The sequence below is a fragment of the Lactobacillus sp. UMNPBX15 genome (genome assembly GCF_002553785.1).
Taxonomy (GTDB): Bacteria; Bacillota; Bacilli; order Lactobacillales; family Lactobacillaceae; genus Lactobacillus; species Lactobacillus crispatus.
On the sequence record NZ_PCYV01000041.1, the window covers coordinates 1 to 16251 of the forward strand.

13 protein-coding genes are annotated in these 16251 nt (G+C 33.3%); 7 read left to right on the plus strand and 6 right to left on the minus strand.

The window, feature by feature from the left end:
- Positions 1-512 precede the first annotated feature (512 nt).
- From CP366_RS09185 to CP366_RS10815, 3 genes are all read left to right on the plus strand, one after another.
- Complete coding sequence (locus tag CP366_RS09185; RefSeq protein WP_089147759.1) at positions 513-2063, plus strand: phage/plasmid primase, P4 family; 1551 nt, start codon at positions 513-515, stop codon at positions 2061-2063.
- Positions 2064-2508: 445 nt separating this feature from the next.
- A complete protein-coding gene (locus CP366_RS09190) occupies positions 2509-3036 on the plus strand; it encodes a helix-turn-helix domain-containing protein (protein ID WP_089147758.1) in 528 nt (175 codons plus the stop codon).
- A 170-nt stretch (positions 3037-3206) separates the two neighbouring features.
- A complete protein-coding gene (locus tag CP366_RS10815) occupies positions 3207-3716 on the plus strand; it encodes a hypothetical protein (protein WP_180707116.1) in 510 nt (169 codons plus the stop codon).
- Positions 3717-3984: 268 nt separating this feature from the next.
- Here CP366_RS10815 and CP366_RS09195 read toward each other — a convergent pair whose 3' ends face one another.
- The 4 genes from CP366_RS09195 to CP366_RS09215 form a co-directional block, all read right to left on the minus strand.
- On the minus strand, positions 3985-5067 hold the full coding sequence (locus tag CP366_RS09195; protein WP_089147757.1) for a hypothetical protein: 1083 nt from the start codon (positions 5065-5067) through the stop codon (positions 3985-3987).
- A 2016-nt stretch (positions 5068-7083) separates the two neighbouring features.
- Positions 7084-7740 carry a hypothetical protein gene (locus tag CP366_RS10960; protein ID WP_233197983.1) on the minus strand — a complete coding sequence of 219 codons (657 nt, stop codon included), beginning with the start codon at positions 7738-7740 and terminating at the stop codon, positions 7084-7086.
- Positions 7741-7973: 233 nt separating this feature from the next.
- Positions 7974-8555: a recombinase family protein gene (locus CP366_RS09210; RefSeq protein WP_089147755.1), complete on the minus strand. Its 582-nt coding sequence runs from the start codon at positions 8553-8555 to the stop codon at positions 7974-7976.
- A gap of 931 nt (positions 8556-9486) precedes the next feature.
- Positions 9487-10335, minus strand: a complete 849-nt coding sequence (locus CP366_RS09215; RefSeq protein WP_089147754.1) for a helix-turn-helix domain-containing protein — start codon at positions 10333-10335, stop codon at positions 9487-9489.
- A gap of 96 nt (positions 10336-10431) precedes the next feature.
- On the opposite strand from CP366_RS09215, the gene CP366_RS09220 reads away from it, so the two are divergent.
- Complete coding sequence (locus CP366_RS09220; protein ID WP_089147753.1) at positions 10432-11706, plus strand: MFS transporter; 1275 nt, start codon at positions 10432-10434, stop codon at positions 11704-11706.
- A gap of 119 nt (positions 11707-11825) precedes the next feature.
- Here CP366_RS09220 and CP366_RS09225 read toward each other — a convergent pair whose 3' ends face one another.
- Both CP366_RS09225 and CP366_RS09230 read right to left on the minus strand, forming a co-directional pair.
- The gene (locus CP366_RS09225; RefSeq protein WP_056985405.1) at positions 11826-12290 is read right to left on the minus strand and encodes an ImmA/IrrE family metallo-endopeptidase; all 465 of its coding nucleotides are present in this window, start codon (positions 12288-12290) and stop codon (positions 11826-11828) included.
- Positions 12271-12627 (minus strand): helix-turn-helix domain-containing protein, encoded by a 357-nt coding sequence (locus CP366_RS09230; RefSeq protein WP_087236276.1) that lies wholly within the window; start codon positions 12625-12627, stop codon positions 12271-12273. The genes CP366_RS09225 and CP366_RS09230 overlap by 20 nt, the downstream gene beginning before the upstream one ends.
- Positions 12628-12942: 315 nt before the next feature.
- Between CP366_RS09230 and CP366_RS09235 the strand changes: the two genes are divergently transcribed.
- The 3 genes from CP366_RS09235 (at position 12943) to CP366_RS09245 (ending at position 15542) form a co-directional block, all read left to right on the plus strand.
- On the plus strand, positions 12943-13257 hold the full coding sequence (locus CP366_RS09235; protein WP_089147752.1) for a helveticin: 315 nt from the start codon (positions 12943-12945) through the stop codon (positions 13255-13257).
- A gap of 30 nt (positions 13258-13287) precedes the next feature.
- Positions 13288-14226 (plus strand): helveticin J family class III bacteriocin, encoded by a 939-nt coding sequence (locus CP366_RS09240; protein ID WP_089147751.1) that lies wholly within the window; start codon positions 13288-13290, stop codon positions 14224-14226.
- A 107-nt stretch (positions 14227-14333) separates the two neighbouring features.
- The gene (locus CP366_RS09245) at positions 14334-15542 is read left to right on the plus strand and encodes an SLAP domain-containing protein (RefSeq protein ID WP_089147750.1); all 1209 of its coding nucleotides are present in this window, start codon (positions 14334-14336) and stop codon (positions 15540-15542) included.
- The last annotated feature ends 709 nt before the right edge of the window (positions 15543-16251 follow it).

Genomic DNA, 16251 nt, shown 5'->3' on the forward strand with positions numbered 1-16251 from the left:
AAGTGCCAGATCGTGAATCCGTCGATTCATGATCCAACACTAGGTTAGTATGTTTCTTTTCTAAAATTTTATTTTAGTTGAATCGTATTTTGCTAAAATGCAAAAAACACTAACATTACTATTTTTTATTAGAAATCCCAATGAGTTAGCTTATGTAAGCCCCAGGCAGCTGCGCCGCCTACTGCTGATTTTCCAACAAACTTAAGTCCAGCTCTAACCAAACTTCCCATAAGTTTACACCACCTTTTAATTCCAAATACGCTTACCTAATTCCCAAATAAAAAAGCATATCAATTAATGATATGCTACAATTAATAGCGTAAATAAAAAGTTCGTTAACAGATTGGACCCTGATACGCGAACTTAGCCGAAATAATCTCAATTTCTTAATTAATTATAAACAAAAACATGCATTTTTTCAATTCATGAGTAAAAATACATCGTATAAATATTAAGAGTTATGATTACCTCCTAAGTTTGCAGCGAACTGTAAGTTTGAGAGGTTTTTTATTATGCCGAAAAAGACAGAAGAAGAAAATTCATTACACCTTGTTAAAAGCTCATCGGAAAACGCAAAGGACAAGCAGAAATTCAAAGCTCGCCCTAGTTGGGCAGAACCTATTATTGATCAAAACGGAAATACAAAAGGGTGGCGTGCTAAACCAAATCTTTTGGCACAGACTATTTTAGACGAAAATTATATGTTTTCTGCCGTTGATCAAAGCGGAAAATCAACAATGTATTTATACAACGGTGACTATTGGGAACCGATTGATGTTGCTGGTATGCGTAATATTGTTGCTAGTTACTTCTATGATGACGATCATCAACACTCCTATGATCTACTGAGTAGTAAAGTGGTTAACGATACTGCTAATCTTGTTTCAGCCTTAATGGATAGGCGAAAATATGAAGATACATTCGATCAGGACGATCCATTAAACATGAACCTGAATTACGTTCCATTTGATTATTATGATTATGATATTATGACCAATCAGAATGTAGAACATTCACCTGAACGCTATTTCACGTATAAGCGAGATTATGACCTTGAAGATGGTGATGCGGAATGTACGAATCAATGGTTATTGGAGAGTTTGGGCGGTGATGAGAAGCAATTAGAACTGATGAAAATATTCATTGGTGCAAGCTTCTACCGTTCGTACAAGCCACTTCAATTCATGATCTTCTTAACTGGTGAAGGTGGAGATGGTAAGTCAGAATTCTTAGACTATTGGGGTTCTAAGCTAATAGGTTCTAGGACTAACTCTCATCTATCATTCGATCAAATCGTTAAGACAGGAACTAACTTCGCACTTGCGGAACTATACCACAAAGAACTTAACACTTATGATGATTTGAATGCATCGTACATTGATTCATCAATGATGGGTACTGCTAAGCAATTAACGGGTGGTAACCCCTTCGATGCTGAGGTTAAGAACAAGGGAAATTTACGTTTTGCTAACTACGCCACAATGGTATTTGCAACTAATGACATGCCAGAAATCCAGAATCTAGGATATGCCGAAAAGCGTAGAATTTATATTTTTAAGTGGCATAAAATTCCTAACTTCGAGAAGAAATATGGGATGCTTGCAATTACTAAAGAGCGTGGCGCATTTGCTAAACAGTGTATTGATGCATTCTCAATAGTTAAGTTAGGTAGAGACACTGGAAAATCTCAACAAGACGTACTTCCAAAATCCGAAGCCATTGAGGAGAATTGGAAACAATTCCAGCTTGATAGTGACCCTGTAGCTAGATTCATAGCTTCAAGATGTGAAGCTGACCCTGAATACGTGGGCGATCATGGTTGGATTGTGGGTAAGAAAGAACTCTATGATAACTTTGTAGAATGGGCAGATAAACACAATTTAAAAGTAAAAGGCATGACTGATCGAAAATTTAATAAGAAGATGAAAAAATTAGGCTATCATCAAGCAGTTAGAAGAATTGGGGGAATAAATACCAAAGTTTGGATGAACATAATGCTTTTATCCGGTAATGTGGAAAATGATATTGATTCAGAAATTGGTCTAAAAAAATTAGATTACTAAAAGTGCCCCGAAAGGGGTTTTTTTAGTGGTGCTACCAAAAGTGCTACCATTTTCGGTAGCACTTTTTTGTTAATTTTTATTAATATATCAACGTTTATAGGGCTGCTACGATGCTACCGTTTTTTTTTAGTTCACACAGCCACACATATATATATATGTGTATGATTATTGGTCTATTTTTATTTATTTTATTATTTTTATATTTCAAAAAAAACGGTAGCATAGTAGCACTAAAGCTAAAAAAACTGTTATATCAAGGATTTATAGGTGCTACCATTTTTAAAATAATTGGTAGCAATCGGTAGCAGTTAAACTAGAAAAGGCTTAAAAAGCCTATTATACCAAGGATTTATAGGTGCTACCTTTTCGGTAGCACTTTTGGTAGCAAATTATACTAGAATATATATGTAAGCTTTTAAGTTAGGCTAACAAGAGGCAAGTTAACATGAAAATTAATAAAAATAAAACTTATACAGTAACTCAGATCGCTGATATAGCAGGGGTTAGCAAAGCTTCTGTAAGTAGGTGGTTATCAGATAGGCATGTTAGCCCTGACCACACCAAAGGCAAGGCTAAGTATTTCAACGCAACATACGTTGAACAATACTTAAAAGCCCATAAATCCCCACGTAATAAGGTTTCAGAGATCCCGTCTACTACGGAGTTGTTGCAAGAACAAGTAAGGCAACTAACTGAAGAAAACAAGCGATTAATTGCCAGAATTGAAAAGCAAGACCAGCAAATAAAAGAAAAGGATCAACAAATTGCTAACTGGACAAGTCAAAGTGCAATCATTAGTAAGTTAGCTAACGATTCGCATAATGTGGCGCAGAAGTTGCTAGAAAGTAGTAATTCCAGTGTTGACAGCGATAATGAAGAGCCGAGTTCAGTTGAAGAAGTCAATAATCAATCAAACGAGAATGTTAAAAAATCAAGTAATAGTTGGTTTAACCGTCTTTTCAAACGAAAATAAAAAATCAAGTAAATACGACGAGTGATACGTCAAAAGAAATTTATAAAGAGAAAATAATTTAGCATTTTATGCAAAATAATGAAATTACCCCGTAATCGATCGCCTTATTCTATGCTTAATTGTGGAAGCAAAAGCTTTCTAAATTAGATAGAAAATGGAAGGTGTTCTAAATGAGCAATTTCTCGAAATATGAAATCTTTGAGGCTGCTGTTAAAGCAACAAAAGACAAGACACTTACTTTAAAGGACGTTGAAACTCAACTTAAGAAGTTAGGATTTTCAGCTTCAGATAAAGAATTTTCAAAAACTACTAAATTAGCTGTAGTTGATCGCTTTAAGTTAGAAAAGGCTAAGAAGCAATCAGATAAGCAAGTAATTGCTTCATTGGAAAGGGAAGTACAAACCTTGCGTCAACAACTTAATCAACAAGACAAACTTGCTGAATTGTTGAGTCAAATTGATGCTAAGATTGATCAATTACCAGAAAAAATTTCTGATTTAATTGGTCAAAATAGTGAATCAAAAGTACATTCAAATACTTCTATTGAAAGTCAATCTGATGATCAACTAACTTCAGTAAATTCGTTGATTGATAATTCTGATCAGTTAAGTGTTGCTGCTGATAATCCAGATGATGGTTCTGAACAGAACTTTGATTTCTACAATAACGACGATCAATAAACATAAAAAAGGAGTGAACAATGAAGTGTTCACTCCTTTTTTATGCCAATTTTTCGCTTCTTAATTTCCTCCATAAAGGTGGAGGAATACTGTTACACCAGTGATTGATAAACTCCATAAATATGGAGGAAATTTCTTGTGATGATAGCATCTACTAAATTGAGGAATCGCTTGGTACTACCAAGCTATCATGCATAAAACTTTGTGCATGATAGCAGATTTCCTTATGCTCTTTACTGAGATTTTAGAATGTATCTAATCCTGCTATTTATCTTCCTTCTCCTAAGTAACTTTGTAAGACGTCTAATCGATTATGACCCATATATTTGGACAATTGATAGTATGCGCCATACTGTGCTTGATAAGTACCGATTCGATAATTTTGATGTAGATTAATGGTTTTAACTCCTTTAGAGTACCTAGTTTTACCATTAGCTTTTATGCCATTACGATAATAAATTGTTTTCTGTTTGGTACCGCTAAATTGATGTTGATTAAGCTGCTTGATCATATGTTGAGCGTAATTAGCTCGATGAATATGAGTGGGAACATTATGATCAAATGAACGATAAAAAGGTTGATTGTTTTTTAAATTATGACGAAATTCTGCTTTAGATTTCGGTCTTTCAGAAATAGGTCGAATTTTTCCATGATAAATTTGTTTCATTTCTTTTTGCAAATCTTGTCGACATTCAGTCCAACGAATCTTGCCACCTTTGCCCTGTACAATTGCAAATAATCTACCATCTTTAGTTTGATAAAGTGATCGATCACCTAAACCATCTCTGCCATTTTGCGAAGTACCACCAGTTAATTCTCGCCGCCTTAAACCAAAAGCACGAATAGTATCAATTTGATTTTTATATTGGGCGTAAGTATGAGGATGAGTATTAATCCATTCTCTGCTGTTCATCGATTTTTGTCTTTGTTTTGCCAATAAAGTTGATCTTTTTGGCATGCCAGGCAGCTTGCTTTTTTGCAATTTTTGGTTTGTTTTCCAATGGCCAGAGCCAATCATTATGTGATTGATCATTAAAGCATCTGATCCGATAGTTGAAGCAGAATATCCTTGATAGCCATTCACGTGTTGATCACGTTCATACAATAGATATTTTTGAGCAAAGTTAGGCGTGATGTCTTCCATTTTTTTAATATTATTTTCCCGACAAAAATCCGCAAATTTTTGAGCTCTAGCCCAATGTTTTTTATAGGAGTTATCTGAAAAAATATGACGGTAATCAGCTATCTTGCCGTTGTGTGCTTTCTTTATTTGTTGGCGAGAAGTTTTGATGCCATTTTTTCTTTGTTTGATCAATTCTGATCTAAAAATGTGCCGTAAATTTTTAGGCATTTTTACCCTCCATATTTAAAAAGTTAAAACGCCGAGCCAAGCAGGAATTTTTCAATTCCAAATCAGCAATTTTATGTCTTGCCATCGACACGCGGCTCGTTCTAAGCAACATTACTTTCTACTTGCCTGCCAAAGTGGGACTTTTTTCGAAAATAATGCATCTAAGCCTACTATTAAAAGTAGGTTTAGCAGTGATAGTCGATTGAAGCGAGCGCTGATATCAGCGCCTGCGACTGTCTCTTTCTGCTCCGCAATGTTTTTTAGCAATGAAATTTTTTATCAAAAATTTCAAAGCCAAAAACAAAGCTACGCTAAAAAGAGACAGCCGCTTTTTTCACCCCAACCTATCTTGCACAACACACGCAACAGCAAGTTTGAAATCTGTTCCAAGCTAATTTTTCTTTACGAAAAATTAGCAAGTCACGCTTTCAAACTGCGTTGCTCTTTCTAAACAAAAATGCCATCCAGGAGCAAGTTTCCTACATGACATTTCTACAACCTTTTCAATTAATAAACTCACCTTTAAAACAATGGTCTTCCTCTAATTAATACCAACATTTTTACTACCTTTTTCCTTTCTATTAATAAACAATATTTGGACCAACTTTACATTTTTGGCCACTCCTTTTAATTCAAAAATTCTTCAATGGAAGCTATTTTTGAACTAACTTTTGAGAACAAAAAAGCCGCGCTTAAAAAATAAAAAAGTGCGACCTTAATAATACTCAAAAAATTAAATGCCCTAATCGCAAACACATGCTTGGAATTTAACCCAGTTAGCAGGATTAGGCTACTAACGCACCGGAGCTTTTCTGTTAAACAATTCAATCATAACCTAGCTAGTTCCGTCAGATACATCATCGGTTACAATCTTGCGACGCTCAACCGTGAGCCTCAAATAAGTAAAACTGTCGACAACTGTGTCGATTAAATAAAAAAATAAAAATAAAAAAATCTTTACATAAATAATTATAGCATTAAGTCAGAAATTAGCTTTGAATAATGATTTCTAAAACAAAAAAGCCCTGCTATTATGCAGAGCCACCGCGCGTTCGCAAGTTATCGTCTTGCTGCGCATGCATCCATGATCATTGGACGCGACAATCTTCCTGTACTTAATTATAAAACAAAAAAGACGGTCATGAGACCGCCCACAATTCTGCGAACTAATAGCTAATTAGTCCTCAACACACATCATCGTGTATTTATCTTCGTGTTACCTACATTATAACATGATAAAATAAAATTGCACGTCATTTGAAGAGGGCAGCTCCCTCTTACTCTGCGTGTAGAAGGAGGTATAGCTCCGTGAAGTGGTATTTTATCTTCGTGTTAGTATTAATACCAGTAGATCGTCGCAGCAAGTTCTTCAAGTGCTTTAAGAAAGCTCTTAAAAAGGCCCTTAAGGTTCTCCTTGATAGTTTACTTCGTTGATCTGAGATCTATCAATCCATACCAGAAGGTCGTCCCTAGGGGCGGCTTTTTCTGGTAGTTTTGTACATTAAAGCTAAAAAAATACATCAAGGTGCAATAAATTAAATATCAGTACAATGTTACTTAAAAGCAAAAAAGCCTTTTCGGATAATTTCTAGAAAGAACTTCTTTACTTGAAACAAATTAATATTATTCTTAGTTAGCTTAAAAATACACCTTGAGTAGGCCTGCTAAAAATGTAAATTTTGTTCCCTACACATAAAAAAACTACCTCATATAGAGATAGTTAATACATAAAATAAACTATTAAACTTAATAGTCTATTTTAATTATGATTTAAAATGTAAATAAATGTTATTGCTAATCCTACTGCAAAAGCTATTAATACAATATTAACTACTAATTTTATCTTTTTGGATATATTAGTACTCATTTGAAATTCATATGCTGCTGAACTAGCCCAATAAATTGGAATAATACTCCAAAAATTACCGTTACTATGCATAAATTTTTGAAGTAAATAACAAATTACGACTAAAATGAATGTGGTTAGCACCAACTTAAGAATTATTTTTTTCATTTTTACCAGAAATTAATTCTTCCATTATTTGGGTATGCATCATGTCGATCCCAATATTTGGCGATCATTGTACCAGGAGATGAATAATTCAAAGCTGTATCAATGACTTTCGAACTAATGGCTCCAGCTGTTCCAAATCTTCTAATAAGTTTCTGGCGAACTACTCTTGTTAGTTCTTTTCTTCCCATTCTCCTGATAGCAGCTTTAAGTCCAGCATTAGTAAGGGCACCAGCACCACCACCAACAACAGTACCAATTATTGTATCAATGATAGCCCCCATTTGTGCTACAGTAATTCCCTTCCAATTTGCTTTAGCAGAAAGTGTACCAGTTAAATGAGAATTAATAACATCATTTTTAGACAGAGCAGGAATTCCTGTATCGTTTAATTGGCTCTTTACCAGCTTTTTTAAATATTCTTTAGTAAACTCTGGATGTAATTCACTTAGTGTTTCCGTTAACTGTTCTACCTTCTCATCCGACCAAACTTGTTTTTCCTTGCCAGCATCTAACCCAACTTCCGCAGAAATTAAAGGTGATCTTGATGAATCTCGAGTTGACACTACATCTGCTTCAACTTTTCCGCTTACTAATGGTGCAGCAACGGAAAGTAAAGTAGATGTCACTAATAAATTTAAAAAGATTTTTTTAGTCTTCATTATTTTTCCTCCGCATAAATAAATTATTTAATAATATATCAGCAAATATATTAATCGTCAATTAAAAAATTAAAAAAAAATAAGTACTCGATAAAAAATACAGCTAACAAATCAAAAATTTAAGACTTATAGCAATCTAAAAAAGAGATTGAAAATTAATTCAAACTCTTTTTTTTAGTTAAAATTTATCTATCAAATTACTGTCTTCTATAATCAACAAAAAAGCCATGCTATTATGCAGAATCTCCTCGCAATTCTCTAAAGCGCCGATAAATTGTCGCTTTGGAGATGCCTAATTTCTTGCTGATTTCAGAATAACTCATATGATCTTGGGTATGCAGTTTCCAAGCAAAATCAATTTGTTCTTGATTGTATTTTCGCGGCATTCCCTCATGGAAGTTAGGATTATTAGCTTTAGCCCATGCTTTACCTTCTTGAGTTCGACTAACAATCAAATCTCGTTCAAATTCCGCAAAGGCACTGAACACAGTGAAAATTAAGCGACCACTTGGAGAATTATCAATAGTTCCTATATTTAAAACGCGCAGAATGACTCCCTCAGCATTCATTTTCTTTACAATATTAAGTGCGTCTTGGGTATTTCTAGCTAAGCGATCTAATTTAGTGACGATCAAGGTATCGCCATTTTTGATTTTGGCCATTAATTTATCAAATTCAGGTCGATCAGCAGTAGTGCCAGTATATTTATCTTTGAAAATTTTAGTGACTCCTGCTCGTTTTAAATCCTCAATTTGCGTTGCATAATCTTGTTGAGCAGTCGAAACACGGGCATAACCATAAATAGTATTTGTCATAATATTCCTCTTAATCATGATAGTAAGTTATGAATACGGCTTATGCCCTGATTTTATAAGATTTAGTATTTGTATTCAAGACTTTCAACTTATGATTACAGAATTGCACTAAAAAAAATTAGGTTGTGCTTTCATAAACAAATTTTTCCTTTCTATATAACTCTTCACGCTATTTTTTCAGTATTAAAGTTCAATATCGACATCGATTACAATATGACGATTAGGTTGTACTCGCATAGTTATGCTCCTTTCTAAAAAATCCTTTTAAAGCTTAATGCAATAAATTTTTTCAATTTATTACCAACCTCTTCTTTGCCAAGGTCTGTCTCCCCAAACAATACTCATAAGTAATCTCCCCTTTCTTTAATTGTATTAATTTAAATTTTTACTTATATGGTGTAATCCATATTGGTAATGCTGTTTTTTGCATTTTTTATTTCCTTTCTATGTGATTATTATTTATTACCATGTCTATCAGCAGCTAAAGTTACATATACTAATGCAGTCATTATAAAAACTCACTTCCTTTAAAAATTGAATTTAAATAGTCAAAAGATTTTTTAATTTACTTAAACTTGATTAGCAAACCCTCTACAATACTTTCAAGTTTCTTTTTTTCTGAAGATCTTTCGATCTTAGTCCCCTTTTCTTCCTTCTTTTCGTTTTCAGTCATAAATTACATTTGATGAATAATAGGTCTAAAGATACAATTGAAATTCATCTAAACGTCACCTCCTTGTACAATATGGTAAAATTCAGATTTTATCTATCAGTACCTAAAATTATTCCAACTACTAAATTATTTATTCTTTTCATTTTAAATTTCCTCGCTTAATTAATTTATGTTTTAAGTATATGAAAGTTCATTGAAAAGAAACAAAAAAATCGTATTTGAACATTTAAGTAAGAAAATGTTCAAATACGACATTTTTTATATATGATCTTTTAAAAACTCTTCTAATTCAGTTCCATATGATTGCATTCCAGTTAATTCCATGCTTTTTATAATAGATTGACATGCATTTACATCATCTTGATTACTATTAAAATGATAATTAGCTAAATGTTTGTAAAATGAAATTACGCTTTGATAGAAATAAAACTGCGGTTTAATTGGCAATTTTTCAGCATTTGAAATTAAATAATCTACATAATTATAATTATTTTCTTTGATTGATAAATATAGTAAATTATCAATTATTGCTAATAAAACTTCTTGGCTTTCAGTATCATTACTATCTATAAATTTATCAATAGCATTTTTAGTAATCATTACATTACTTTCGAGATCGTAAAATTCCATAAAATTACAAAAAAGATTTAGCTTTTCTTTAGTAATATCTGGAATATTAAATATTTTATCTTTTAAAGCTTTTCTGACCTCTAAATTTGGCTCTTCGTCTTCCGTCTTTAAATTTTCAAGCCATCCATCAATAAGCAAAAGATATTCATCTTTATTCGGTACAGTACTTTTCTCAACTTCTTGTCGTATTTCTTCAATTCTGTTCTTGTTTGAATGATAATAAGCATCTAGTACATCATTCTCTAACTTGATTATATACTCATGCTGAAAATCTCCTTTTAGACTAAGTCTTCTAAAGAAAGTCCACATAGCAATATCATTATGTTCTAAAATTTTAACAAGATCTTCTACAGTAATCCTGTGTTCATTTTTCTCTACCTTAGAATAGTAGGAAGTACTTACAATACCATCCGCAAATTGTTTTTGAGTTAAGCCTTTTTTTTGACGATATTCCTTCAATAATTCTCCAATTGTCATATCTTCCCCTCCAAATGTTCAAATACGAAATTTTTAAAAATAATTTTAATTCCTTGCTAAGATTAAATCAACATTAAAACAAAGGAGTTAAACATTATGAACGTATTTTTGAAAAATAAAGATTACAGAAGATTTTCAATCGCTAGTTTCCTTTCAGGTACTGGTGACGTGCTTTTCTACTTAGCATTTATGACTTACGCAAGTAAGCTACACAATTACTCACTTGCATTGTCTTTAATCGCAATCTCAGAATCAATTCCTAGACTTTTTGAAATTTTCGCTGGCTACTTAGCAGATAAAACTCGCAATAAGTTTAAAAATATCTTTTTAATGGCAGTAGTTAGATTTGTTCTTTACGCAATCGTTGGAATTTTATTTGTAGCCAAAGTTTCAGATTGGAACCTAGTAATTGCAGTTGTAGTAATTAATTTCTTCTCAGATACTTTTGGTTCTTACTCAGGCGGTTTAGTAGCGCCATTAGTGGCAGATATCGTAGGTAAAAAAGATTTTGGTGAAGCAGAAGGATTTACTAGTGGTGTATCAGAAATCATCAATATGGTTGCCCAATTTGTAGGTTCTGGCTTGCTTTTATTCATGTCTTACTCCAACCTAGCATTTATTAATGCATTTACATTTTTAGCAGCAGGACTTTTGTACGCAAGTGTTGGCTTAAAGCATAAAAAAGACGGTCAATCACTTGAACCACAAGAAGTAAACGAGCAAAAGTTCTTCGTAACTATGAAGTCATCATTTACTCAAGCTAAAAAAGCTCATGGATTATTAACTATCATGGTTATTGTAGGTTTGCTCAACGGGGTGTTAGGTGCAATGAGCGCTTTAATTCCAATTGTAATGGCAGGACACAAGTCAACAATGTTAATTGGAAATTACAGCTTCACTATGGCTGTAATGGGTGTATTAGTTAGTTGTGGTGCTGCTTTAGGTAGTATGTTCGGTCAGCAATTATTCAGAAACGTTTCTGCATTTACAATGACAATTATTGCTGGTGCACTTAGTTTTTTAACTACATTATCTACACTTTCAGCCCACATTTATGCAGTTTTACCATTCTTTTTCTTGTTAGCTGCAACAGCCAGCATCTCTTCTATTAAGTTAACTCAATGGTTGGTTAACACAGTTGAACATAAAATCTTAGCCTCAACTGTTGGCTTATTAAATACTTTTGCAATAGCATCATCACCTGTAATGACTACTATTTTTACTACTGTTTCTGGTATGAGTGACGTGCGCTACGCATTAATTCTTTTACTAGTTGTAGAAGCAACGGTTTTCTTTGTAACTATTAAGATGAGTGTAAAAGTTAAGAAAGCAGAGGCGGAAGATAAGTCAGCCGCTGTAGTCAGTGAATAATATCAAAATTAAAGTTTAGCTTCTAACAACAAATTGATTAATTTGAAAATTTTACAATACAAAAAGAGAATCCATCATTATAGGATTCTCTTTTTTCATACGATTTAATAAAATTTGAATTAGTAATTCTCCATCATTAAGTCGGGCGCATCATATCCTTCTTCTTCCGCAAACATCTTGTATGCTTCTCCAATCATTCTATTGGGAATACCATATGCTTTTACGAAAGATAATGGATCATAAAAATTATCTTCTTGGGCGCATGAATACTTGTAGAGAAGATGCAAAGAATATATATCTGCATCTTTTTCTTCTTCAATCTGCGTTCCATAAGCAATACAACAAAGCTGCTTCGTATTAGGTCCACCGAGCATAACATGTCCTATCTCATGACCTATTGTAAATGGAACTTCATCTTGATTATGCCAGTTCATATTTATAGCAATTTCACGTTTCCATTTCCAAGCAAGAGAAGGATACCGTGGGTTAGTCTTATAGAAAACATAGCCAATATCATTATCAAAAGCATAATTAAACAGATAAGTAATTAATCTATTCTTTCTCTCACTGTTGTCCACGATCATTTTTACGGGCACGCCTTTCTCTAATGTCCTTTTCCATCAGTTCTCGAACCATATTCAAATATTCTTCGGGAACATGATAACCATGATATGAATAAGGAACTTCATGATCCAAAGCAACTGTTTCTTTCTGGTGCGGATTAGGGTCATCGGTTCTTCCGCTTAAATAATCTGTAGAAGTATGTAAGACCTTAGCAACGGCACTTAAAGCTAATGAACCAGGCTTCCTGTCTTTCCAATTATAAATAGTTCTTTTTCCTAGTCCAGCTTTATCGTTAACTTCTAGCAAGGTTAATTTATTTTTTTTAGCTAATTCCTTAGTACGTTCAAACTCAATCATATCAAGGGTTTCTCCACTTTTTCACTAAGCAAATAATATGCTTTTACGTATTTTTCTCTTGACTAAGTTCGTAGATAAGCATATTATGTAAATCGTCAACAAGTTGTGATTCAACTAATCACCATAAATCTTATTTAGCAGTGAGGATTATGGCATTAGCAATATTTTTATACATTAATTGTAGTATATAAGCATACTATTTTCAATACTTAATATGCTTATACATAGAAATATTTTACAATTGTTGGCAACTCACAGAGGTGATGTCCAATGGACATTTAGCCCACCCTCTAAATAGAGAGGTAGGTGAAAGTAATGGATATCCATGATTATATTGAACTGACAACCCTTGCGTTGTGGTTCATCAGCATTATAGGTATCGGCATTCTAAGTCGTGTTCACTTTAAAAACAAAAGGCTGGAACAATTTCGCATTACTGCTGATGATCTGATGAAAAATTACGTTGGTTTGTACAACAAAGAAAGCTTAGCCAGCGATCAAAAAATCAATCGGATTGTCAATGCAGTAGTCGACGGACTAGAAGCCAAAGGTTTTAAGGTGGAAGACCAAGATGTGAAGGATATTTTTGCGAAGGTCGCAAAAATTATTAATGAAAATTCTTCCAAATAGGAAGATAGAAAATTTTTTGGAGGTTTTATTATGAGACAGGCATTTAACATTTCAGCAAGTCACACAGCTGACTTAAACACAGGCTACATGGCAGTAGCACAAAAAGGTAATGTAGGTTCTAAGTATATTTACGCAGAGCAATTACGTAATGATCAACATGAAATTCATGTTTTACGTGGTTATGCAGGTAATGTAACTACTCCAGTAGTTACAATGTATGGTAGTGCAGGTGGTCACACCCAAACCTGGGAATATTCAGGTAGATCAGGTAAATGGTTTGTAGGTACAAAGCCAGGTCCTAAGTGGGATAAGCAAATTGCCCGAGTTGATATTAATCCTCTAGGTAAAGTATTCTACTCAAACACTGATTTGCCACGTTTAGCATATTTGAACCGCGCAGGAAATTACAATTTTGCAGGTACTGAATTAGATCGTGCAGAAGCTGCAGTATCACCAGATTATTCTAAGTTCTTGTTAGCTACTGTAGATAAATCAGGGAACGGCTACTTTACTATTTACGATAATAACGTAATTAACGATCAACTTGATAGTGTTGAATACAGTAATGGTTATGTAAACTTAGATGGTGTATCTTACTTAGAAAGTTTCATGGTACCTAATTTTGTAGGTGTTGTGACCTCAATCCAAGGTTATGATCTTGATAATGCAGGTAACATTTATGTTTCTAGTCAATTGGCTCCAGATACGCTTGGCGGACATTATCATAAAAAGAATATCTATAAAATTCCAACCTTCGCTAGAACTGACACTGATAATTGGTTGCAAATTAACTTAACCGATAATGCAGGACCAATCAACATTTATGGTCAAGGTATGCATACTGAACTTGAAGGTATTCAAATCCTTAATGAAAATCACGGTTACTTAACAGTCGCATATCACAAGACGGTTAATGGCAAGAACAAGACAGTTTCAAACAAGATCTATGAAGTAAGTTGGAATGAATAAGTACTAAAAGGGATTGAATCATGTGATTCAATCCCTTTTTTGTTGCTTTAAATCTTATAAAGAAAGATAATTGAAGTGTTGGAGATGAAAATACGAGGATGATTAAAATGAAGAAAAATAAATTTATCTTAGCTTCAGTTGCAACTTTAATGGCTGTAAGTCCAATGCTTTCATTCAGCTCACAGGCTCACACACTTCAAGCTGCAGACACCAATATTACCAATAAAATGATTATGCACACTGCCGTTGCTTATGATAAAGACGGCAACAGCACTGGTGTAAAATACAATGCATTTAGTTATGCTAAATTAGTAGCTAATCCTGTAAAGATTGGCGATGGCATTTACTACAAAGTTGCCGACAAAGACCAATACTTAAAGGCTACCAACATTGACGGTGTAACTAGAAGAATCACTCACAACACTTACATCTATGTAACTTCTACTCGTCGTACTAGTTACCAAAACAGATGGAAGTTATATAAGGGTCAAACAATCACTACTTACGGTGGTTCTTACAGATTTAAGAACGGTAAACACTACTTCAGAGTAGGTGGACCAGCTAAGCAATATGTTAAATCATACAACTTAGGACCAGTTATTAAAGCCAATACCACAATGGCATCAGGTAGCAACAATACTTCATCAAATACCACTACTAATAAGCCAACTGACAATAATACCCAACCAGTAGGTAAAGATGAAACTACTGTAACTGTTAATGACAGTCTTGGTACACCAATTGTAACCTTTAACCAAAATGGCAATGTTGTTCAAGTCAGAAATGCAAAGAATGGTGAAAAGTTCACAGTCGATTACTTAGAAAAGGGTTCTCGTGCTGATAAAGTTGCCGGTTATATTGGTCAATTTGGTGGAGACCAAGCCATTTACCGCATTAAAGGTACAAACAATTGGCTTTACTCCATGGGAGTTAAGCCAGCATCTAAGCTTCAAGTTCATAACTATAATCTTGAACAAACTTCAGTTATTAAATTTACTCAAACTACGGATTTGTATAATGCCGATGGTTCTCTTCAGAACATTAGAATTACCAAGAATTCTGAATGGTGGAGAGTAGACAAATTATTATACATTTGGGTTCCAAGTGAAAATAAGGCTGAAGAATTCTATCACTTAGCACCTGATTCCCACTGGAAGGATGTCCTTCGTTTATCAAGTAATGGACAATATGTAAATGATCATATGCCTATTAAAGATGCATATGTTAAGGCTAGCGATGTCCAATTCATTGAAAATAGTGTTAAACTAACACCATCAAATACAACCGCTGAAGCAGAAGCCACTGCAAAGAAGTAAATTTACACAATTTAAAAACCCGTAAAAACTAGATGTTTTACGGGTTTTTGTGTGCCTAAATTAATAATTACTTTCCTTATTAATACCTAATTTGGCTAACAAAATATCTGCGCCTTCTCGTTGCCAAGTTTTACCATTTCCTGCTAGTTCATACTCAAATAATTCATCACGTATTTTTTCAATTTTTTCTAACTTAATAACATTATTTTCTAAAGTATTTTTAGATAAAATTAGCTCTTCAATTTCAACTTATGAATACAAAATAGTTTAATATCTTCCACGATAATACTTTTTAAGTTCTTGATATAAAGAACTGTTTTCTAGCAAGTACTTTTCATTACCAGAAGAAATAATTTTCCCATTTTTAAGTAAGATTATGCGATCATTATCTTCAAAATTAGATAACTTATGAGTAATCGTTATAATTATTCTAGATGGGGTAGGTGTAGTTGTATTCTTTTTAAATAACAGTTTTAGTGTAAACAAGTTATTCATGCTTTGTGCAGGATTTGTACTCATGGATATAGTAATTTTAGTGTTAGGAATAGTAGCTTTAAATCTTTGGGTTAAAATAATAAATAAGCACTAAATTTTATATACTCAAAAAAGAAAAATACTGATAATTTACGTTAGAATAAACGTTAATTATCAGTATTTTTTCTACCCAAAGTCAAGTATTATCAATGATTTAAGAAAATAAATTTACTTG